This is a genomic window from Paenibacillus sp. AK002 (assembly GCF_053903045.1).
This window is the reverse complement of the sequence record NZ_CP096377.1, coordinates 2,475,139-2,495,796: the sequence shown is the minus strand read 5'-3', so window position 1 is coordinate 2,495,796 and position 20,658 is coordinate 2,475,139. Positions and strand designations below refer to the sequence as shown.

21 protein-coding genes are annotated in these 20,658 nt (G+C 50.6%); 5 read left to right on the top strand and 16 right to left on the bottom strand.

The genetic code is table 11. The features are described 5' to 3' along the window. Positions 1–23: 23 nt before the first annotated feature. Positions 24–1,238 carry an endonuclease Q family protein gene (locus tag M1D70_RS10970; protein WP_009595195.1) on the bottom strand — a complete coding sequence of 405 codons (1,215 nt, stop codon included), beginning with the start codon at positions 1,236–1,238 and terminating at the stop codon, positions 24–26. 1 nt (position 1,239) lies between these two features. Then, positions 1,240–1,821 carry an NUDIX domain-containing protein gene (locus M1D70_RS10965; protein ID WP_009595101.1) on the bottom strand — a complete coding sequence of 194 codons (582 nt, stop codon included), beginning with the start codon at positions 1,819–1,821 and terminating at the stop codon, positions 1,240–1,242. Positions 1,822–1,915: 94 nt separating this feature from the next. Here M1D70_RS10965 and mciZ point away from each other — a divergent pair, with 94 nt between their 5' ends. Together mciZ and M1D70_RS10955 are read left to right on the top strand one after the other, a co-directional pair. Beyond that, entirely contained in the window at positions 1,916–2,080 is a 165-nt protein-coding gene (gene mciZ / locus M1D70_RS10960; RefSeq protein ID WP_090910954.1) for a Z-ring formation inhibitor MciZ, read from the top strand. A 99-nt stretch (positions 2,081–2,179) separates the two neighbouring features. Beyond that, positions 2,180–3,391 carry a tetratricopeptide repeat protein gene (locus tag M1D70_RS10955; RefSeq protein WP_456289859.1) on the top strand — a complete coding sequence of 404 codons (1,212 nt, stop codon included), beginning with the start codon at positions 2,180–2,182 and terminating at the stop codon, positions 3,389–3,391. Between the two features lie 70 nt (positions 3,392–3,461). On the opposite strand, the gene M1D70_RS10950 is transcribed toward M1D70_RS10955, so the two are convergent. After that, positions 3,462–4,592: a tripeptidase T gene (locus tag M1D70_RS10950; protein ID WP_456289858.1), complete on the bottom strand. Its 1,131-nt coding sequence runs from the start codon at positions 4,590–4,592 to the stop codon at positions 3,462–3,464. Between the two features lie 113 nt (positions 4,593–4,705). Between M1D70_RS10950 and prli42 the strand changes: the two genes are divergently transcribed. Continuing rightward, the gene (prli42, locus tag M1D70_RS10945; protein ID WP_015734477.1) at positions 4,706–4,807 is read left to right on the top strand and encodes a stressosome-associated protein Prli42; all 102 of its coding nucleotides are present in this window, start codon (positions 4,706–4,708) and stop codon (positions 4,805–4,807) included. A gap of 28 nt (positions 4,808–4,835) precedes the next feature. Here the strand turns inward: prli42 and lipB are convergent, their stop codons facing one another. The 5 genes from lipB to lpdA form a co-directional block, all read right to left on the bottom strand. Further along, positions 4,836–5,519, bottom strand: a complete 684-nt coding sequence (gene lipB / locus M1D70_RS10940) for a lipoyl(octanoyl) transferase LipB (RefSeq protein ID WP_456289857.1) — start codon at positions 5,517–5,519, stop codon at positions 4,836–4,838. Positions 5,520–5,646: 127 nt separating this feature from the next. Then, positions 5,647–7,059, bottom strand: coding sequence for a dihydrolipoamide acetyltransferase family protein (locus tag M1D70_RS10935; RefSeq protein WP_456289856.1), 1,413 nt, complete (start codon positions 7,057–7,059; stop codon positions 5,647–5,649). 18 nt (positions 7,060–7,077) lie between these two features. Then, complete coding sequence (locus M1D70_RS10930) at positions 7,078–8,064, bottom strand: alpha-ketoacid dehydrogenase subunit beta (protein WP_456289855.1); 987 nt, start codon at positions 8,062–8,064, stop codon at positions 7,078–7,080. 3 nt (positions 8,065–8,067) lie between these two features. Then, positions 8,068–9,096, bottom strand: a complete 1,029-nt coding sequence (locus M1D70_RS10925; protein ID WP_009595196.1) for a thiamine pyrophosphate-dependent dehydrogenase E1 component subunit alpha — start codon at positions 9,094–9,096, stop codon at positions 8,068–8,070. 174 nt (positions 9,097–9,270) lie between these two features. Further along, positions 9,271–10,692, bottom strand: coding sequence for a dihydrolipoyl dehydrogenase (lpdA, locus tag M1D70_RS10920; RefSeq protein WP_456289854.1), 1,422 nt, complete (start codon positions 10,690–10,692; stop codon positions 9,271–9,273). 157 nt (positions 10,693–10,849) lie between these two features. Between lpdA and M1D70_RS10915 the strand changes: the two genes are divergently transcribed. After that, the gene (locus M1D70_RS10915; protein ID WP_009595214.1) at positions 10,850–11,155 is read left to right on the top strand and encodes a DUF2627 domain-containing protein; all 306 of its coding nucleotides are present in this window, start codon (positions 10,850–10,852) and stop codon (positions 11,153–11,155) included. Between the two features lie 64 nt (positions 11,156–11,219). Here M1D70_RS10915 and M1D70_RS10910 read toward each other — a convergent pair whose 3' ends face one another. The 6 genes from M1D70_RS10910 to M1D70_RS10885 all read right to left on the bottom strand — a co-directional run bounded on the left by M1D70_RS10910 (position 11,220) and on the right by M1D70_RS10885 (position 16,808). Further along, entirely contained in the window at positions 11,220–11,432 is a 213-nt protein-coding gene (locus tag M1D70_RS10910) for a hypothetical protein (RefSeq protein WP_009595096.1), read from the bottom strand. 68 nt (positions 11,433–11,500) lie between these two features. Next, on the bottom strand, positions 11,501–12,388 hold the full coding sequence (locus M1D70_RS10905) for an NAD-dependent epimerase/dehydratase family protein (protein WP_456289853.1): 888 nt from the start codon (positions 12,386–12,388) through the stop codon (positions 11,501–11,503). A 202-nt stretch (positions 12,389–12,590) separates the two neighbouring features. Beyond that, positions 12,591–13,565, bottom strand: coding sequence for a glycoside hydrolase family 43 protein (locus M1D70_RS10900; RefSeq protein ID WP_456289852.1), 975 nt, complete (start codon positions 13,563–13,565; stop codon positions 12,591–12,593). Positions 13,566–13,643: 78 nt separating this feature from the next. Next, the gene (locus M1D70_RS10895; RefSeq protein WP_009591243.1) at positions 13,644–14,555 is read right to left on the bottom strand and encodes a carbohydrate ABC transporter permease; all 912 of its coding nucleotides are present in this window, start codon (positions 14,553–14,555) and stop codon (positions 13,644–13,646) included. A gap of 54 nt (positions 14,556–14,609) precedes the next feature. Continuing rightward, the gene (locus M1D70_RS10890; RefSeq protein WP_009591261.1) at positions 14,610–15,485 is read right to left on the bottom strand and encodes a carbohydrate ABC transporter permease; all 876 of its coding nucleotides are present in this window, start codon (positions 15,483–15,485) and stop codon (positions 14,610–14,612) included. A gap of 81 nt (positions 15,486–15,566) precedes the next feature. After that, positions 15,567–16,808 carry an extracellular solute-binding protein gene (locus M1D70_RS10885; protein ID WP_009591260.1) on the bottom strand — a complete coding sequence of 414 codons (1,242 nt, stop codon included), beginning with the start codon at positions 16,806–16,808 and terminating at the stop codon, positions 15,567–15,569. 275 nt (positions 16,809–17,083) lie between these two features. Here M1D70_RS10885 and M1D70_RS10880 point away from each other — a divergent pair, with 275 nt between their 5' ends. Beyond that, positions 17,084–17,986 carry an ArsR/SmtB family transcription factor gene (locus M1D70_RS10880; protein ID WP_456289851.1) on the top strand — a complete coding sequence of 301 codons (903 nt, stop codon included), beginning with the start codon at positions 17,084–17,086 and terminating at the stop codon, positions 17,984–17,986. Between the two features lie 250 nt (positions 17,987–18,236). On the opposite strand, the gene spo0A is transcribed toward M1D70_RS10880, so the two are convergent. Together spo0A and spoIVB are read right to left on the bottom strand one after the other, a co-directional pair. Continuing rightward, the gene (gene spo0A / locus M1D70_RS10875) at positions 18,237–19,040 is read right to left on the bottom strand and encodes a sporulation transcription factor Spo0A (protein ID WP_009591253.1); all 804 of its coding nucleotides are present in this window, start codon (positions 19,038–19,040) and stop codon (positions 18,237–18,239) included. 195 nt (positions 19,041–19,235) lie between these two features. Next, positions 19,236–20,570 carry a SpoIVB peptidase gene (gene spoIVB, locus M1D70_RS10870; RefSeq protein WP_009591266.1) on the bottom strand — a complete coding sequence of 445 codons (1,335 nt, stop codon included), beginning with the start codon at positions 20,568–20,570 and terminating at the stop codon, positions 19,236–19,238. Positions 20,571–20,658: the final 88 nt, after the last annotated feature.

The window sequence follows — 20,658 nt, the reverse complement described above, 5'->3', positions numbered from 1 at the left end:
TTGGTTGAAAGAGTTGACCCGATTTACCGGAGCACCTTCCCGTAAGAGCCTCCGCCGCCAGCCGATAAGGGCAGCGTCCCATTCCGGGCCATCACGATGCTTGCCGCGAGTCCCTCGCCGGCAACGGCCGCCAGCTCGGCTTCCGTGGCCTGATGAAGGATATTCATTTCGGTGCCGAATGCGTCAAGCAGCTTCGACATGGAGGACTTCCCAAGACCCGGGATGAACTCTAGCGGAACCTGGTAGTGATACGAAGGTCGGCTCTCCGGCACCACGGGCTCCGTGCGGTCAGCGATGTTAAGAATTCGGTCGAACACCCCTTGAACCAGCTTGGTGCTTCCGCAGTACGGGCATCGCACCAAATCATGAATGTCGCTCCCTTCATCCAGAATGCTGTCGCATCCCACGCAATAGGTGCGATGGTATTTACCCAGTCTGGGATTCAGCCCGTAGTTCGCACTGATTCTTCTCCCGTTGCTAGCCTGAAGCGCCTGGCGAAATTCTGCGAATGAAGGCTTGGCCATGTCGATCCGGTTGTATTCCCTGCCGATCTTCCCGAGGGAATGCGCATCCGAATTGGTCAAAAAGGAATAGGCATCCAGCTCGCTAATACGTCCAGCCATCGAGGAATCGGCGCTGAGCCCAAGCTCGATGCCCGCAATCCCGTTCAGATCGAACACCTCGCTCATACGGTCAGCCATGCTGCCGTAAAGCCCCTTATGGGGCGTAAAGACATGAGCGGGTATCAGCAGCCCGCCGCGTGCCGTAATCTCTTGCTGCAGCTCCAGCGGACTGACATAGATGCGCTGGGAACTCAGCTGGACGTTTTTCATATATCCGGCCATCCAGCCGGTGAACTCCTGCATCGTGCTCAGGTCGGGAAAATAAGCCAGCACATGGGCCGCGCCTCGGCCGCTTTCACGTATTTCAATCTCGCTGCCAAGCAGGATTACCGTATCCCGGTACGCAATTCCGCCCCCGTCGATCTCCTGCATGACGCCGCTGTCCAAACACTGCAGAATGTCTTCCTGCACCGAAGGAGAATGGCAATCGATGATGCCGATCATCTGAATGCCTTTCCGCTCCGAAGCTTCGACGGCTATATTTTCAAAGGTCAGGTTGTTGCTTGCGCTTATTTTCACAGCTTGCCCGCTGCTTGTGCGACCGATATGAATATGCATGTCGCAGTAATAGGACTGAAGCTTCCCGGCAGAGACGTTTTCGTCAGGATGCTGCATGTCAGATCTTACCCGTCAGGCTGTACATATTCCAAGCATAGACGGCGAGAATGGTTTTGGCATCGCTGATTCTCTCCTCTTGGATGAGTGAGTACGCTTCTTCCAGCGAAATTTCCATCATCTCTATGAACTCGTCCTCATCGGGATTCATGTCGCCTCCGACCAGATCCTCTGCCAGGTACAAGTGAATGATCTCATCGGCAAACCCCGGAGATGTATAGAAGGAATGCAGTTTTCGGATCGAACCGCATGTATAACCGGTTTCCTCCTGCAGTTCACGCTTGGCCGCTTCAAGCGGATCTTCCCCCCGCTCCAGCTTGCCGGCAGGGATTTCAACCTCACAGCGCCCAAGGGGCTGACGAAATTGATTGACGGCCAGCATTTTATCGTCTTTTAACGCAAGCACCGCTACGGCGCCGGGATGTCTGACAACCTCACGGGTTGCCGTCTGCCCATCGGGCAGTGTCACCGTATCGACCTGCAGCGATATGATTTTCCCTTCAAAAATAGATTGGGTGGACAAGGTGGTTTCTTCCAGCAATTTATCCGATGCTTCACGGGTCTTACTGCCGATATCGCTCACAAAATGACCTCCTTTGTTTAAAAACGGCATGGCGGACCATGCTAGTGCATAAGGTGTATTATATCAAAATTACCAAGAAAGAAGGAAGCCGCCCATGAAAAGCTACAAAGGTGACCATTCGATACATTTGGTAGGACAGGCCTGGCAGATCCGGATTATGCTGAAGCAATGGCAGCAGCAATGGGGATCGGAAACGAAGATTATGGATATTATTTCTAAGTCTTCTAAAAATATTTACGAAAACAGATCGGAAAATTAGTTCTTGAGACCTGTTTTTCGACTTTTTTCTATTTTTTTCGAATACGGACCATGACCTTTTCGCCTATTAGGGTGTTATATATCATTGGGAGGCTTCGACATGCGACATATACCTATTATTGAAACCGATCCGATTACAAATCCACCTTCAACTGAATATGAGCGCGGAAAATGGTACAAAAAACGCGGGTATCTTGAGAAGGCTCTGAAGAGCTTCAAGGATGCTGCACAATCCGCAACAACCGATACGACGAGCTCGGGATGGAAGGAAGTAGATTTAAGCTGGCTTGAGTACGGGCTATTAAGCATGCGAATGCGTTCCTACGGCAAAGCCGAGGAGGCTTTCAGAACCGTCGTGCTACATTCCGGTGCCCACGCCCAAGAGGCGCTGAATCAATGGGCCGCACTCCTGCTTCTGCAAGGAATCCCGGATCAAACCATATGCGAACGGCTCTTGAACGAAACAAGCAGCTTTCCGGCATCCAATATCATGGTTGGCAGGTCTTTATATTATATCGGGGCTTACCCGTTTGCCTCCCGCTGCTTTGCTGAGCAGGGAAGTTTATATTCCGATACCTGTATCATGTACGTGACTTGCCTCATCATGACAGGTCAAACCTCTGAAGCCATGCACTTCATTGACAGTTACCTTCGGGATTCCATCCGTCAGCCGCGGGAACTGCCGCGTCCGCAAGGATCCGAGATGGCTCAGCTAAGCCGAATCCGGCAGCTCTGCGAGTGGAGCGTCCAACATTCGCTGCCTGACCGATTCATCGCCATGTCGGAGGCTTTGGAATTAGCTCGCACCGCCATATCGCTCAAAATGATCTCCATCGCCGAACATCTGCTTGCCGATAGCGGCGAACGTGCTTATTATGCTCTTATCTGTTTTCTTTATGAGGAAGGCTACAGGGGGCAGGCAATTTCAAAGTTGCATCAATTGGAAGCGCTGCCTCTCCAGGATCAAGACAGCTACAGCTTCAAGGTATGTTTCATAGCGGCTGAGCATTTGTATGATCTGGGTAATTATGACGAGGCCGCATCCATGCTTGAGCAGCTCAGGCTTGCTTCTCCCGGGCATACGGAGGCTCGCTTCGGCGAAGCCGCTTGTTATTTGCAGTCCGCGTTGATTTCCCTTTCCGCCCGTCTGGAGGAGAGTTATTCCTCTGCATCGGCAAGGAAGGAAATCGAGTTATACCTTGACAACATTAATGCCGCATTGCATGTTGTCGAGAGTACGAACTGGCATACCACCTGGACGCCTGCCCAAAAAAGGGTAGAGACCTCCCCGACGATGTCATTCCTGAATTAGCTGCATATAAAAAAAGCCCGCTGCGGACATCCAGCATCCGCAGCGGGCTTTATTTCATCCTCATCATCGACTACGCTTTGGCCGTTTCCTGGATAATTCCAACCACGATCTGCGCCGCCTTTACCAAATCAGAAGCTTGAATGCGCTCCTGCGTGGTATGAATGTCTTGATATCCAATCGCCAGATTGACGGTTGGAATGCCGAGGCCGTTAAAAATATTGGCATCACTGCCGCCGCCGGACCGGAATGTGCGGGTCGGCAAACCCAATCCGCCGATGGCCCGCTGCGCAAGCTGAACGACCTCGTCATGCTCATTGAAGCTGAAGGCCGGATAAACGATCTCGCTAATGAACTCGCAATTGGCATTGTATTCACGAACCGTGGTTTCAAGCGCTTCACGCATATCATTCACTTGCTTATCGACCTTTTCCTGAACGATGCTGCGTGCTTCGGCATCGATCTGAACAAAGTCGCACACGATATTCGTAGCGCCTCCGCCCTGGAATTTGCCGATGTTAGCCGTGGTCTCCTTATCGATGCGTCCGAGCTTCATTTTGGCGATGGCTTTGGACGCGACTTGAATGGCACTGATGCCGTCCTCCGGATTTACGCCGGCATGGGCAGACTTGCCTTTAATAATCATTTTGATCTTCGCCTGGGTCGGGGCGGCAACTGCGATCGAACCCAGCTCCCCGTTGGAATCCAGCGCAAAGCCGATATCCGCATCCAAAACATCCGGATTCAACGCCCGCGCTCCGACCAGCCCCGATTCCTCGCCTACCGTAATGACAAACTGGACTTGCCCGTGCGGAATGTTATTTTCCTGAATGACCCGAATGCCTTCCAGCAAAGCGGCGATGCCGGCTTTGTCGTCCGCCCCGAGGATGGTCGTTCCGTCGCTTCGGATCCAACCGTCATCGCCTAGAGTCGGCTTGATGCCTTTCCCGGGTGTTACGGTATCCATATGGCAGGTAAAAAGCAGCTTAGGCGCATGCTGGGCCGCCTCGTCCGCTTTCCAGGTAATAATCAGATTGCCTGCTCCGTGCCCCGTCTTTTCCTTGGCATCGTCTTCTATGATTTCGAAGCCGAGACCGGAAAATTTGTGCTGGAGAACTTTCGAGATCTCTTCTTCATGTTGGGTTTCGCTATCCACTTGAACCAGTTCCATAAACTCTTGAATGATACGCTCTTCTGAGATCACTGGACTTCCCTCTCTTTCGCAGATACGATACAATGTCTGTATATCCATATCTCAACTAAATGATGCTGCTGCATGTATGTTCATCATTAAACTTATTCTAAAGGAGTTACACAATGCAACGTAAAAAGTGGTTTCGAATTGTGATCTATCTCATGCTGATTGCCATGGTAGGATCAACGCTTCTGGTTATCCTGGAGCCTTTGTTCCTTCGCTAACGCCAATACGCTACGCTAGTCAGCGAAGTTATGACAGCCAGTGAGCCTCATATGGAAATACCCGGGTGAAGTAAGGCACGATCTCCCGGGCTACTTCCTCTACCTCGAACTTCCGCCCCGTGCAATCCTCCAGTGAAGTGACGCCGAATTCCTGAATGCCGCATGGAATAATGCCCGAGAATCCCGCATCCGCGATCCCGGATTTAATGTTAAACGCAAAGCCGTGGCTTGTCACAAACCCGCGATGCCGGCGGCATTTGTTGAATTTCACGCCGATGGCGCAGATCTTCGAATCGCCTACCCATACACCGGTGTACTCGGGTTTTCGGCCTGCTTCGATGTCGTAGGATGCCAAGTAATCGATGATGACCTGCTCCACGTCGCGCAGAAACCCGTGGAGGTTCAAATTCTTGCCGCCATCCAGCAGCAACAGCGGATACCCGACAAGCTGTCCGGGACCGTGATATGTAATATCTCCGCCGCGATCGATTTCAAACAGTCCGATGCCCTGTTTCTCCAATTCCTCTTTGCTTAGCAGCAGGTGCTCCGGATGCCGCTGTGACCCCATCGTATAGGTCGGAGGATGTTGGAGGAGCATCAGACTCTCGTGACGCTCTCCCTGATCGATGGCGGAAACATGGTTTTTTTGAAGCTCCCAAGCCATGCCGTAATCCACAATCGGCGTATACGATACATCTAACGGTTTTTTCATGTGCTAACGCCTTCTTTCATAGGGTTCAAAGCCAACCGATGAATCCCCTTCGATTGACTTGATATGAATAACGTCTGCGAACTTCTTCGAAAAGAAACAGTCCGCAGATCATGCTAGCAGACGTTGATTAATAGAGCTTCGTATCCAGGGTGTAGCCTTCCAGATTGTCTTTGACGCGCTGGAGGAATCGCCCGCAGATCACCCCGTCCAAAATCCGATGATCCAGGGACAAACACAGGTTTGCCATGGAGCGAACCGCGATCATGTCATTGATGACCACCGGCTTTTTCACGATGGATTCAAATGTCAGAATCGCAGCCTGCGGATAATTGATGATCGGATAGGACAGTATCGAGCCGAAGGACCCCGTATTGTTAACCGTAAAGGTACCGCCCTGCATATCGTCCAGCTTCAGCTTGCCTTCACGTGTCTTGCGCGCTAGATCCTCGATCTCTCTCGCAAGGCCCGCAATATTCTTTTGATCGGCACGATGGATGACCGGCGTCAACACGGAATCCTCCGTTCCGACGGCCAAGGACAGATTGATATCCCGCTTCACCACGATTTTATCCACGGCCCAGAACGAATTCATGATCGGATAATCTTTAATGGCGTTCACAACGGCTTTTAGCAAAAAGGCCAGATAGGTTAAATTAACCCCTTCCTTGCGCTTGAACTCATCCTTCAATTGATTGCGCAGCAGCACGATGTTGGTCACGTCGACTTCGATCATCGTCCAGGCATGCGGTATTTCCGTAACGCTTTGACGCATGTTTCGGGCAATGGCATTCCGCATCGGCGTTACATCAATGAAGTATTCCGATCTTCCGCCTTCCATGCCCTCCACTTCAATGGTCGGAATTTTCGGCGATTCCGTCAAATGCAGCCCCGAATGGCGCACATCCGGAATGGCTGTGCCCAGAGGAGGCGACGGTTCCGCAGGCGTCTGATGCTGCAGACCTTGAAACGGCGAAGTCCCGCTCGGCTGCACTGCTTCTCTTTGCGCTTGCGCGCTAGGGAAAGACGCCGATCCGGCAGGAGCGCCTTGGCCTTGGCCTTGGGCTGCTCCCCCTTTTTCGATATAAGCCAATACGTCCTTACGGGTTATTCTTCCGCCCATGCCAGATCCCTGCACCTTCGAAAGATCGATCTGATGTTCCGCAGCCAGCGTCTGCACGGCAGGCGAGTAACGGAAACGCATCGAGCCTTCCTCGCTGCCTGCACCCTGCTGCGGACTCGCCGAAGCTGCTGCAGCCGGCTGTGGCGAAGGCGCAGTCCCTTCTCCTGAAGCGACCGCGATCCGGCAAATAATATCGCCAACATTGACGGTTTGGCCTTCCTGGGCAAGAATATCGCCCATGACGCCGTCCAGGGTGGATGGAATCTCGGCATTGACTTTATCGGTGATCACTTCACAGATCGGTTCGTATTGCTCAATGAAATCCCCGGGCTTCTTCAGCCACTTGGCAATGGTCGCCGAAACAAGGGATTCTGCCAGCTGAGGCATCGTAACATCGGTCAATTTCTGATTTTCGGACATGCTCACAACTCCCTGTTCTTAATAAAGCGCCAATTGACGCATGGATTCTTTGACTTTGTCCTTGTTAAGCATAAAGAATTTCTCCATCGGCGGACTGATTGGCATAGCCGGCACGTCCGGACCGCATAGGCGCATGATCGGAGCATCCAAATCGTACAAGCAGTGCTCCGCTATGATCGCGGATACTTCCCCGCCAACCCCGCCGGTCTTGTTATCCTCGTGCACGATCAGCACTTTCCCCGTTGCCCGGGCTGCGGCGATAATCGCGTCCCGGTCCAGCGGCTGTATGGTACGCAGGTCCAGCACATGCGCGCTGATGCCTTCTTCCTTCTCAAGCTCTTCAGCAGCCTGCATGACGAAATGCAGCGGCAGGCTGTAGCTGATCACCGTAATATCCGAGCCTTCGCGCAGCAGGTTCGCTTTACCGATCGGGACAACGTAATCGTCGTCCGGCACATCGCCGGTAATCAGCTTATAGCATTTCTTGTTCTCGAAGAACAGAACCGGATCCGGGTCGCGGATCGCCGCTTTCAGCAGCCCTTTTGCATCATAGGCCGAGTACGGCGCAACGATTTTCAATCCCGGCGTTCCGAAGAACACCGATTCCGGGCACTGGGAATGATACAAGCCTCCGAATATTCCGCCTCCGATCGGCGCGCGGATCACGACGGGGCAGCTCCAATCGTTATTGGAACGATAGCGGATTTTCGCCGCTTCGCTAATAATCTGGTTGGTTGCCGGGAACATGAAGTCCGAATATTGCATCTCGGCAATCGGCTTCATGCCGTACATGGCTGCACCAATAGCCACGCCGGCAATCGCGGATTCCGCGAGCGGGGTATCGAGCACCCTCATTTCGCCGAATTGATCCATCAAGCCCTTGGTGGTAGTAAACACGCCGCCTTTGACGCCCACGTCCTCGCCTAACACGAATACGGAGTCGTCACGCTCCATTTCTTCCTTCATGGCCAGGCGTATTGCATCGATATATTCCATTACCGCCATCTCTTACGCGCCTCCTTCAGCATCGGCATATACGTGAAGAAGCGTATCTTCAGGCTTCGGAAACGGAGCCAAGTCTGCAGATTCCGTCGCTTCTTTGATCTCCAGGTTTAACTGCGCGATCAAATCCTGATCGCGTGCTTCGTCCCAGAGCCCGCAGTCGATCAAATAGTTCTTGAAACGGGCGACGCCGTCTTTCTTCCAGTTCTCTTCAACCTCTTCTTTGGTCCGGTACGCCAAATCGTTATCCGATGTGGAATGCGGAGACAAACGGTACATCATAGATTCGATCAACGTTGGTCCTTCCCCTCGGATCGCACGTTCCCGGGCTTCCTTCACGGCCGCGTAAACTTCCAGAGCGTCGTTGCCGTCCACTCGAACACCCGGAAAACCGTACCCGAGCGCGCGGTCGCTGACCTTCCCGCTAATCTGTTTATGAAGCGGAACCGAAATGGCATATTGGTTATTCTCGCACATGATAATGACGGGGAGCTTGTGAACGCCGGCAAAGTTGCAGCCTTCATGAAAATCGCCCTGATTGCTCGAGCCTTCGCCAAACGTAACAAACGATACAAAATCCTTCTTCTGCATCTTCGCAGCAAGCGCGAAACCTACGGCATGCGGAACCTGGGTCGTTACAGGGCTGGAGCCGGTCACGATCCGCAGGCGTTTACTGCCGAAGTGGCCCGGCATCTGCCGTCCGCCGCTGTTCGGATCCTCGGCCTTGGCAAAAGCCGACAGCATTAATTCGCGAGGCGTCATGCCAACCGCCAATACGAATCCGTAGTCGCGGTAATAAGGTAGAAAATAATCTTTCTCCCGGTCGAGGGCAAAGGCAGCAGCAACCTGACATGCCTCCTGCCCGATTCCGGAAACGTGAAAATTAATTTTGCCCGCACGCTGCAGCAGCAGATTGCGCTCATCGAATTTTCGCGCCAGCACCATATATTTGTACATGTCCAGCACTTGTCCGTCGGTCAGTCCAAGCTGCTCATGCCTATTGTTGTTTGCCGTAACCGTTTCATGTTCTTTCATGGAGATCCCTCCTTTATGTGAGCCATGACTTCAGGCTTGATCCGCCTCGCAACCTGAGTTTGAGGCATATTAGATCAAGTATTAAAACCTGGTACTAAGACTTGGCTTAATGATATTATAATCCCTTTCTCGGCAAAAAGAAATGAGGGATTCCACAAAAGAATATCCTCATTCCTACAAACCGATCGCTCGTCCATCCACGGCAAGCATCGCTTCGCCGATGATTTCGGATAATGACGGATGGGCGTGGACCGCCGTGCCGACTTCCCATGGGGTCGCATCCAGCACTTGTGCAAGAGCCGCTTCGCCAATGAGCTCGGTTACGTGCGGACCGATCATATGCACGCCCAGAATATCCTGCGTCTTCTGATCGGCAATGACTTTTACGAACCCTTCCTTTGTTCCGTGGATCAAAGATTTGCCGATCGCCGAAAACGGGAATCTGCCGATCTTGATCTCATGTCCGCGTTCTTTCGCCTGCTTCTCCGTCAACCCGACGCTGGCTACCTCATGACGGGTGTAAATACAGCGCGGGATCCATTCGCTTCGGTAGACCTCCGTATTCTCGCCTGCCAAATGGTTCACGGCAGCAATCCCTTCATGGCTGGCCGCATGCGCAAGCTGAAGTCCCCCGATGCAATCGCCGATCGCGTAAATATGGGGCTCCGTTGTTTGCATATTCCCGTTCACGGCAATGAAGCCGTTCTCCACGCGAACATCCGTATTCTCAAGTCCGATATTCTCGGTATTGCCCACTCTTCCGACAGAGAGCAGCAGCTTGTCCGCTGACAACGTTCTTGTGTCATCCTTATGCTCGATTGCGATGGACACGCTTTGATTCCCGATCTCACAGCTGTCGGTTAATAGCTTTATGTTCGTGATAACCTCTACGCCCCTGGCGCTGAGCATCTTCGACAGCTCGCGTCCGATCTCCTCATCCTCCGAAGGCAGCAAATGGGATGAAGCTTCCACAATCGTGACCTGAACTCCGAAATCATTCAGCATCGAGGCCCATTCCACGCCGATTACGCCACCCCCCACGATAATAATGGATGAGGGAAGCTCATCCAGCTGAAGCGCATGGTCGCTAGTCAATATATGTATGCCGTCAGGCTCTAATCCCGGTAAGTGACGCGGACGCGATCCGGTCGCAATGATCAGGTGGGTGGGAACCACGGTTTCCATCTCGCCATCCGGAAGCTCAACCGCTACGGCCCCGCTGCGCGGAGAGAAAATGGACGGGCCGATAACTCTCCCTTTGCCCTGCACGACGGTGATTTTATTTTTACGCATCAAATATTGGACGCCCTGGTGCAGTTTCTCCACGATGCCGTCCTTCCGTTTCTGCACTTTGTTAAACGATAGCCGGACTCCGTCCGTCTCGATTCCATAGCTCTCGCTATCCTTCATTTCCGCATAAAGCTCGGCGCTTCGAAGCAATGCTTTGCTCGGAATGCACCCGCGGTGCAAGCAGGTCCCTCCCAATTTGTCCTGCTCGATGATAACCACATGTTTACCGAGCTGGGCTGCACGGATGGCTGCAACATATCCACCGGTACCTCCGCCAAGAATTGCTACATCACATGTTATAGCCACAAACGGCACCTCCATCATAAGTCCAGTTATACACTTTCATTGTACTCTCTTTTTTTCGGATTACAAAATCGTCATCCATAATCGAAATAGACATCCCCTTATGAAAAAGGTATGATAAACGGTAGTTTAATACATCAGTCGCAGGAAGGAATCTTCTATGAAAATGTTAATTTCCCGCTTTATTGCCATCTTGATTTTGGTTATTCCGGGTTTTATGGCAATGAAGGGTTTCTTGATGATGAAGGATGCGGTTTTTCTATATATTGCCGTGCATGGGGACGACAACGTGGCGAACCCCGCTTTCGGTTGGCTTTCTTTTCTTGGCGGACTGGCCCTGTTCGTCATCGGCATCGGTTTCCTGGGCGGCTGGATTCTGTTCCGCGACCGCAAACGGAATTACGTCGGTCCGAGATTCAAAAAGAAGCGCCCGGCAACAAAATCAGGAACCCCGTCCAAAAGCTGATTCACCCATACAAAACAAACACCGGGGAGCGCTCCCCGGTGTTTGTTTGTTTTGGCCCAAGTTGTTATTCCATGAGGGCGTCCTTCAATTTACTCGACATCCTTGTTTCTTTGGAGGCCGCTTTTAAGGCGGTTCTCCGCAGATTGACATTCTGTCTCGTTAAAGCTTCGATTTCTTCATACATCGCATGGATTAACGTCAGGGCATCCGGAGGTAAACCTCCCTTGGATTCCGCTTCCTGTATACGCTCTTTCCATGCTTCCATCTTGTCGCTCATGCTGATCTTCCTTTCAGGGCATTTCCCTATTTTCCGTCTTCAACCCCATGCTTCTTACGCCTGTATCATTAACGAACCTTCAAATCGGCGGACAATTCGGCAATCAATTTCGGCATCCAGTCGTGCAGATCCCAAAATGTAAATCCGGCGGCTGCCGCTTTGGCATGATCCATCGTCCAATCTCCCGGAATGCCGAACGGAGACATGTGATCCGGTGCCGCCGATGACTGGAGCGGTGCCGTCCTTCCGATTTCCTGCTGGATCAAGCCCATCATTTCCCGTACCGAAATCGTGCCGCTCGAACATGCATTAACCGGGCCATCTAATTGGACTCGGCCTGCCCACTCCAGAAATTCTGCCGCTTCCTCGGCATGCACAAACGAGATTTGCGCGTCGGGATCCGGCAAACCAATGGCTTCCCCGCTCGCAGCATGTTCAATATGGAAAAGCAGCCTTCGCGTGTAATCATCCGGTCCAAGCACAATCGGGAGCCGGACGGCGGTTACATTGAGATTATGGCGACCGAACAAAACCGCCTCCGCCTGGCGCTTGCCTTCCTTGTAGCTGTAGTCCCTGCTTTCATTCATCATAACCGGATATCTGTATGGATCAAAGTCCTCTTCCCTTACCGGATGATCCGCAAAATCATATACTGACAACGTGGAGGTCAGCACATATTGTCCTACGCGTCCAGCAAATAAGTCCGCTGCTTGTCCCGCTTCTTCCGGCGTATAACATATATTATCATATACGATATCAAAATCCTGGCTCCCTACTGCCTGCTTTAAGCTCTCCGGATCTTTCCGATCCGCGGCAAGCCGCGAAACGGCACCCCCGAATGGATCCTGGTGTTGTCCGCGCGTCAAAATCGTAACGGCATCGCCGTTAGCCACCAGCCGGTTAACCAGCCTTTTGCCAAAAAAGCGGGTTCCGCCCAATACTAATATCTTTGCCATTTATAATTCCTCCCTACCAGGAAATAAGTATATCGTTAATAAAAACGATTCTTACTACACCTTAACCATTCAAACAGGTTTCCTGTCCTTTTTTCTCCATCCGTATCGCAGACTCCTTCTTTTCTCCTATTTAATATTATGTACACCCTGCCTCGGAATTTAAAAAAACCGACCCAGCATGTAAGCTGGGTCGGTTTCAAGGTCATGACTCGGATATCATTGCATGATCCGCTCTCGGCACACCGAAATTCGGCGTACCGTCTTCATTCCACCGGATGATCTGTACGCGCGCATGGCGGTTCGGATCATATAGCGGATCACCCGCCATCACCTTGTAACTTCGGGCATGGTAAACCAGGATGTCCACCAGGCCGTCCTCGGATACCGTGAAGCTGTTGTGTCCCGGCCCGTATTGGCCATTGGCTTCCGATGTCGTAAATACGGGCAAGGGTGATTTCACCCAGGAGCTCGGATCCAGCAAATCGCTGTCCTCATCGGCCGTCAGCAGGCCCATCGCATAGTTATGGTCCGTGGCGCTTGCGGAATAGGTCATGAATATGCGACCGTTTCGCTTCAGGACAGCGGCTCCTTCATTCACCAGATAGCCGATCTTCTCCCAATCATATTCGGGAACCGATATGCAAACCTGTTCCCCTGTCAGGGTCCAGGGATTTTCCATCAAGGAGATATAGAGATTCGAGTTGCCCGGAATGGCCGGATCTTTCTGGGCCCACACATAATACCGCCTTCCCTTATGCTCAAACGTGGTTGCGTCCAGTGCAAAAGACTCCCACTTCGTGATCACTTGTCCCTTCTCCACCCATTCCCCTTCCAGCGGGTTCGCCGAAGCATTCTCCAGCACGAACATGCGGTGATCAAACAACCCGTCCCTCGTTTCGGACGTATGGGCCGCTGCGTAATACACGTACCATTTGCCCTCTATGTGATGAAGCTCGGGCGCCCAAATATTGGCGCTCATCAAACCCGAATCATGCTTGCGCCAAATCGTTATGCCTTCCGCAGCCGCAAGCCCTTGGATCGTTTCCGAGCGTCTAAGCTCGATCCGGTCATATTCCGGCACGGAACCGGTAAAGTAATAAAAACCATCGCTATGTTTATAGATCCAGGGATCTGCCCTCTGCTCGATCAGGGGATTTTTTATATATAATTCAGTCATGGTGACGACTCCTATACCTTGTAGTTTGACTTCGTTAGCTTTCGGTTTACTTGCTCTTCATTTCCACTCTTCAAAAAACTATCCTTTGATACCCGCGTTTAAGTTGATCGACTGCACAAAATATTTCTGGGCAAACAGGAACAACAGCAGCGTCGGAATGATGGCCAGGATAGCGGAACCCATCAATTGTCCGATCATGCGATAATTGCCGTAGATGTCCTGCAGCAACAGCAGTCCTGCCGTAACCGGCATCTTCTCCACGTCGGTATACACGATGACCGGCCAGAGGAAATCATTCCAGGAACCCGTAAATGAAAACAGGCCGCATACAATCAACACAGGCTTCATGAGCGGCAAAATGATAGAATAATAGATTCTAAAGTCACCCGCGCCGTCCACGCGTGCCGATTCGTCCAGATCCTTGGGAACGCCCATCATGAATTGTCTGACCAAGAATATGTTCCCCATGCCTGCCAAACCTGGAATAATCATTGCCCATGAGGTGTTTACCCACCCCAGCGCATCTATGATTTTGTAGGATGGAATCAGGTTCACGACTCCGGGAAAGAAAGAAATCCCCAGCAAAGTAAAGAACAAGGTGTCCCTTCCTTTAAAGTTCATGCGGGAGTACCCGTAGCCGGTGATGGAAATGACCACGATCACCAGCAGCGTATGCATCGTTGCGATAAAGACGGAGTTCATCAACCAGCGCAGGATCGGGGCCGTCGACGTATTTTGCAGGATCGTGACATAATTATCGAATATCCAGTTTTCGGGCAGCAGACTGAAACCGCTGGATACGACCTCCGCCTGGGACCGGAACGATGTGGTAATACCAAAGATGACCGGAATCGCCCATATCACGCACAGCAGGATGAGAAAAGTATAAGCAATATATTTGGACACGCTAATGTTGGTTGAAGCCTTCTTCGGACCGGAGCGGGCAAGCTTAGTATCCGCGTTCGCTTCATGTACTACCGGGTTCGACATTGCACAGTACACCTACCTTTTATCGTTTCCGTCGTTTGCAAGCAGAACATGCCGCTAGGACGCGTTTCGGTTCATCACATAATATTGAAGGGCTGAAATGACCAGAATGACCAGTCCGAGCAGCACCGCCATCGCGGATGCCATGCCGGCAATGGATTCCCCGTGGCCGAAGGCCAGCTGGCGAATATACATCATCAATACCGTCGTGCTCTGTCTGGGTCCTCCGTCCGTCATCATTAATGGCTGACCGAATACGTTGAAAGCTCCGGCGGTCGTCATGACAAAGGTATAAATCAGCGGGAAACGGATGGAGGGCAGCGTAATGCTCGAAAATCTGCGGACGGGCCCCGCTCCGTCCATCTCGGCCGATTCGTACAAATCCTTGGATACTCCACTGATAGAAGCCCGGTAGATGATCATGTTTCCACCGACCCCGCCCCAAACCGTAATGACAATAATGATCAGCCAGGCATAAGGCTGGTTGGCGGCCCAGACCGTTTCGGAGCCGAAGACGTTGTTCGTGATCCCAAGCTGCTTGTTAAATATCAATGACCAAATCAGTGCCGCTGCGGAGATCGAAATTAATCCGGGAATATAGAGAATGGATTGAATGACGTTTTTCATTTTCACTTTTTTGTGTTCGAGCGACACCGCGATCATTAACGGGATAACGATTAATATCGGTACGCTCAGAACTACGAAGATCAACGTATTTTTTAATCCGTTCATAAATTGGGTATAGAAGGTGGACTCCGCATCAAACAGAATCGTTTTATAGTTGGCCAGGCCGACCCACACCGGGTCATTGATCAGATTCCATTGCGTAAACGAAGCATAGATCCCGTATAGGGTCGGTAATAGAATAAACACGATGAATAGAATCAGATGGGGACCTACAAAGAAATAAGGTGTCAGCGACTTCTTTTTCATACCCTTTCATTTCTCCTTTGGAAAAGAAAAGCGTCATGAGGTTTGGACGCTTTTCTTTTTTTCAATCGGCTCTGCTTTCATTTACTTTGCGGCACTGTTGCCTTCTGCGATTTTATCCTCTACGAACTTCTGCATCGTCGCCAGGGTTTCGTCGATATCGACGTTGCCCCGCACAATATCCGCTGCATATGTATCTACAGCCTCGGCAACATATGGATAGTACTCGTAAGTGTAAATGTACAAGGATTCAATTTCTTTTTCATTGGACGTGAAGAATGATTGAATATAGTTATTGTAGTCCGGACTTTCAATGACTTGTTTACTCGCTACGATCTGACCCGCTTTTGCCCACTCGATCGAGTGTTGGCGAATGAACTCCAGGAACTGGCCGATGGCCTGCTCCTTTTCATCCGTTCTCTTCTCGTTCTTCAGCATGGAGAACAGGTGGGAAGATGCTCGGTTTGTATATTTATCCGCACTCGTCGAATAAATGTTGGTTACGCCAAAGTCCAGGCCGTCAACCGCGGCATGGGCCGTAGAGCTCCATGTGCCGTCTGTGGAGAATAAAACGTTTCCAGCTTGGAACATCAGGTAGCCGTCTTCGCCAAATGGTGTCATTAAACCCGCATCGGCTATTTTCTTAATCTCCGTAAATGCCTGCTTCATGGCTTCCGTATTGACTGCAGGCTTGCCGTCTTGCTGGATGTCTCCGCCCAGATTCTGTATTTGAGCCAACACAACCCAGCCCAACAGCGCATCATTGACCACGTAATCACCCTCATCCAGTTTGCCTTGCAGCGACAACATTTCATCGATGGTCACGACATCGTCATCCAGGAAACTTTCAACATTGTATTTCTTGAGCAGATTTTTGTTGTAGTACATCGCGTTGCTGTGGATATCAAGCGGTACCGTATATTGGGTGCCTTCCACGTTTCCGGTTGCCCAGGCCTGCGGCAGATAATTGTCCTCTTTCAATTCTGGCTGCGCTTGCATGACTGCCGTCATCGGCTCCAATACGCCTTGCTTAACGAAGCTTGGAACGCGGTCCGCGTGGATGATGGAAAGATCGGGAACGCCTTTGCCGGAATTAAGAACGGTGGATATCTTCGTATACATGTCCGAAGTGATGACATGCTTCACTTTATACTCGGGATTGGTGGCATTGTAATCCTTAACGAGCTGATCCATGTAAGCCCCGTCATCACCCGTCAATGGCGTCCAGAAGGTAATGGTGTTCTTGTCGCCGTTTCCGCATCCTCCCAGTACCGCTACCGCTAACAATGCAAGTATCAGTGAAACCCCCATTTTTTTCTTCAACAAACTCTCCTCCTATTACTAATCATTTGGTTAATCATTCACCCGCCAGAATCATGAAAACGATTAACTTTGGTTCAGTATACACTCGCTCTGAAAGCGGTGTCAATAACTTATATATAAATCTTGATTATTAATTTTATGTTTAATTAACTTTTTTGTTAATTATAATGTTGAAAAAATGTTAGTTTAAATGCCAAGATTTATATACAGGTTAATAAAGCCTGTGTTATGATGCATATTAGTTAATAATTGAAAAACTTGTTGAAAGAAGTGGTCATATGCAATTGGAAATAGACAAGTCATCGCTTGTGGTTTACGAGGCTTTGGCCAGCGAAGTTCGCATCAAGATTATTCAGATGCTCTCCAAAAACAAAATGAACATCAAAGATTTAGCGCAGGAGCTTCAAATCAGCAGTCCGATCGTGACGAAGCATATTAAAAAACTTGAAGATGCCGGCATTATCCGGACAGAGAAGGTGCCGGGAAAATCGGGGCAGCAGAAAATTTCGATCCTGAAGGTGGATCACATTGAAATCAACTTCCCCAAAAAAATCTTCCATTCCTTTGCTTCTTATGAAGCCTCGGTGCCGATCGGGCATTACACCGATTATGACCTGAAGCCTACTTGCGGCCTTGCTACCGAGAAGGAGTTCATCGGACGGGTTGACGAACCCAAGTACTTTATGGATCCCAAGCGCGTGGATGCGGAAATCCTGTGGTTTACCGAGGGGTTCATCCAATACAACATCGCCAACTTTCTGCAAAAGGATGAGAAGCTGCAGCAATTCGAAATCAGTTTGGAGATATCGTCCGAGTTTCCTTTTTCCAATGATGTGTGGCCATCGGACATTACGTTTTCCTTGAACGGAATGGAGCTCGGCACGTGGACGAGCCCAGGGGATTTTGCGGATACGCGGGGGAAATATACGCCTGAATGGTGGCCGCACAACATCAACCAATACGGACTGCTGAAAACGATTCGGATTACCAGCCACGGCACGTATATCGATGGCGATCCTCTCTCAACCGTCTCCGTGGACGACCTGGATTCGGCATGTGATCGCTGGACCTTTCGTATCGAAGTCAAGGAAGACGCGAAGCATGTTGGAGGCGCTACGTTATTCGGCAAGAAATTCGGAAACCATGCCCAGGATATCCAGTTCAAAATGTATTATCTGTGAGGAAATCGATGGTACGCAGCACCGGAAGGAGATTACCGGGTGGTGATGTAACCTTAGTAAAACAAAACAAACCAGCCGCTGATCCGGCTGGTTTATTGCTGATGAGTCCCGTCCTGAAACATAAAATCACTCCTTCACAGGTTACGATAGCCGCAACCAATAAAGGAGTGATTTCAATAAATCGCTCAAGTAGACATTTAGGTGTGCATCGTCCATGTCCCTAAATCCCTTCCTCTTAGTCCTTACCCTTTCAAGAGACCTTATGCTCGATCCGAAGCTTGTCTGCCACCATGGCAATGAACTCGCTGTTGGTCGGCTTGGATTTGCTGATGTTAATGGTGTAGCCGAACAAGTGGCTGATGGAATCGATGTTACCGCGAGTCCAAGCCACTTCAATGGCATGCCGGATCGCCCGCTCCACTCGGGATGGCGTTGTTTTGAACTTCTCAGCGATGGCCGGATACAGCGTTTTGGTAATCGCTCCAAGAATTTCGATATTGTTGTACACCATGGTAATGGCTTCGCGGAGATATTGATATCCCTTGATATGAGCGGGAACGCCGATTTCATGGATAATGGAAGTGATATTCGCGTCCAAATTCTTGCCCTTGCCCATAGGAACCACATTGGATTTCATGCTTGTAAACGGAGTGCCGGAGGAAATGCTGCTCGGCGAACCCACGAGCTGTCGAATGCGGCTGGCGAGCACCTCCATGTCAAACGGCTTTAAAATATAATAGGAAGCACCCAACTGCACCGCGCGCTGCGTTATATTCTCTTGGCCGAACGCCGTGAGCATAATGACTTTCGGCTGCGGAGACAGATTCATATCGCGTAAACGCTCGAGTACCCCAAGCCCGTCCAAATGAGGCATAATAATATCAAGGATCAGTACGTCCGGTACCTTTCCGGATTCCTCAATCATGCTCAGTACTTCTTCGCCATTATAAGCGATTCCGGATACCACCATATCTTGTTGATCCGAAATGTATTCGCCGAGCAGGTTTGTAAATTCACGGTTGTCGTCTGCCAATAATACCTCAATCTTTTGCAATTCGTGCTCCTCCTTTATCAGATCAGTTGTTATTTTAGAACATTTTTCTGTTTATAAAGTTTTCGACATGCTTATTTAAATTCCTTCTGTCGAAAATTATTTTTCTTTATTTTTTTTTGAAGTTGATTTATAATTAAATATTTTGTTTCAAATTAATCTCTATTTCGTTCTTTTACGACAAAAAATCTCAAGGCATTAACCTGCCTTAAGATTTTGAGGTGTTGATTCTGTAGATTGTAGTACGCCGGAATCTTGAAGCATCCACTCGATAAAGCACCCATATCCCGACTTAGGGTCGTTTACAAATACATGGGTTACCGCTCCAATCAGCTTGCCATCCTGAACGATGGGACTGCCGCTCATGCCCTGCACGATCCCGCCGGTCTTCTTAAGCAGTCTCGGATCGGTAATGCGCAGCACCATTCCTTTGGTCGCTGGAGCGTCCTGTTTGGAGACGTGAACGATCTCCACCGTAAAGCGTTCGACTTCCTGACCTTCAACGACGGTTAAAATTTCAGCGGGACCTTCCTTCACCTCATGGGAAAAGGCAACGGGAATCGGCTCCTGATACAGCCCGTGTTCCGGAAGCTGATTCATTTTACCGAAAATGCCGAAATGGGTATTGCGCTCGACATTGCCTAAAATCTTGCCGTCTTTGGTGAAGGTTGCCCTTTTCTCTCCGGGCTCGCCTTCTTCGCTACGGCTAATCGAGGTGACGTTGGATTGAACGATCTGGCCGCTTCCAACATCAATGGGGGTCTGAGTATTCATGTCGGTGATGACATGACCGAGCGCTCCGTAGACCTTCTGGTGAGGCGCATAAAAGGTAAGCGTCCCTACGCCTGCTGCGGAATCACGGATATACAGGCCAAGGCGCCAGCTTTGATCCTCTTGGTCATAGGCGGGACTCAGCTTTGTTTTCATTACCTTGCCGTCCCGTTTAAAGGATATATCCAGCGGCCGATTCGCTTTACCAGCCTTCTCGACGATCTCGGCAACCTTCGTGACATCGTTAAGCGGCTTTCCATCCATCGTTGTAAGCAGGTCGCCAAGCTTTAGGCCGGCAGCTTCGCCGGGAGACACTTTGGCCCCGTTTTGAACCCGTACCAGATGATGTCCAACCACCAGTATACCGGAGGATTTCACCTTGACGCCGATGGTTTGGCCTCCCGGTATGACTTTAAGTTCCGGCATCACTTTGACATGGACAGTCTTCAGAGGAATTGTACCGAATAATTTCAGGGTCACTTCTGCGTTTCCGCTTTGCTGGGGATTGAGCTGCAGCGGCTGTTTTAACGATACTTGAAGTTTCGATTCCCGGGAGCCGTTTAGCTGCAGGACATCCGGTCGATCAACTGAAGCGAGGGCTTGCACAGGCATGGCAACATCAAGACGGGACTGCTGACCGGTAATCAATCTCAGCTCATCGGGCAATGAGGCAAAAGATTGGACAGGATCAGCAGTTCCAATGAAACAAAGAAGGAAAGCAAGAACGAAACCGAGCAGTTTTCTCCTGAGGTTGGGCTTCAATGGCTGTCACGCTCCCTTTTTCTTCTTTCGCTTGACGAAAAGGTGGTCGCCAATTGCGTACCTTTAAGTTACCCTGCCCTTATGGTTT

Coding starts and splice junctions, on each gene's coding strand:
- M1D70_RS10970 (WP_009595195.1), bottom strand. CDS start 1,238: ATGCAGCATCCTGACGAAAACGTCTCTGCCGGGAAGCTTCAGTCCTAT.
- mciZ (WP_090910954.1), top strand. CDS start 1,916: ATGAAAAGCTACAAAGGTGACCATTCGATACATTTGGTAGGACAGGCC.
- M1D70_RS10955 (WP_456289859.1), top strand. CDS start 2,180: ATGCGACATATACCTATTATTGAAACCGATCCGATTACAAATCCACCT.
- prli42 (WP_015734477.1), top strand. CDS start 4,706: ATGCAACGTAAAAAGTGGTTTCGAATTGTGATCTATCTCATGCTGATT.
- lipB (WP_456289857.1), bottom strand. CDS start 5,519: ATGAAAAAACCGTTAGATGTATCGTATACGCCGATTGTGGATTACGGC.
- M1D70_RS10935 (WP_456289856.1), bottom strand. CDS start 7,059: ATGTCCGAAAATCAGAAATTGACCGATGTTACGATGCCTCAGCTGGCA.
- M1D70_RS10930 (WP_456289855.1), bottom strand. CDS start 8,064: ATGGCGGTAATGGAATATATCGATGCAATACGCCTGGCCATGAAGGAA.
- M1D70_RS10925 (WP_009595196.1), bottom strand. CDS start 9,096: ATGAAAGAACATGAAACGGTTACGGCAAACAACAATAGGCATGAGCAG.
- M1D70_RS10915 (WP_009595214.1), top strand. CDS start 10,850: ATGAAAATGTTAATTTCCCGCTTTATTGCCATCTTGATTTTGGTTATT.
- M1D70_RS10910 (WP_009595096.1), bottom strand. CDS start 11,432: ATGAGCGACAAGATGGAAGCATGGAAAGAGCGTATACAGGAAGCGGAA.
- M1D70_RS10905 (WP_456289853.1), bottom strand. CDS start 12,388: ATGGCAAAGATATTAGTATTGGGCGGAACCCGCTTTTTTGGCAAAAGG.
- M1D70_RS10900 (WP_456289852.1), bottom strand. CDS start 13,565: ATGACTGAATTATATATAAAAAATCCCCTGATCGAGCAGAGGGCAGAT.
- M1D70_RS10895 (WP_009591243.1), bottom strand. CDS start 14,555: ATGTCGAACCCGGTAGTACATGAAGCGAACGCGGATACTAAGCTTGCC.
- M1D70_RS10890 (WP_009591261.1), bottom strand. CDS start 15,485: ATGAAAAAGAAGTCGCTGACACCTTATTTCTTTGTAGGTCCCCATCTG.
- M1D70_RS10880 (WP_456289851.1), top strand. CDS start 17,084: ATGCAATTGGAAATAGACAAGTCATCGCTTGTGGTTTACGAGGCTTTG.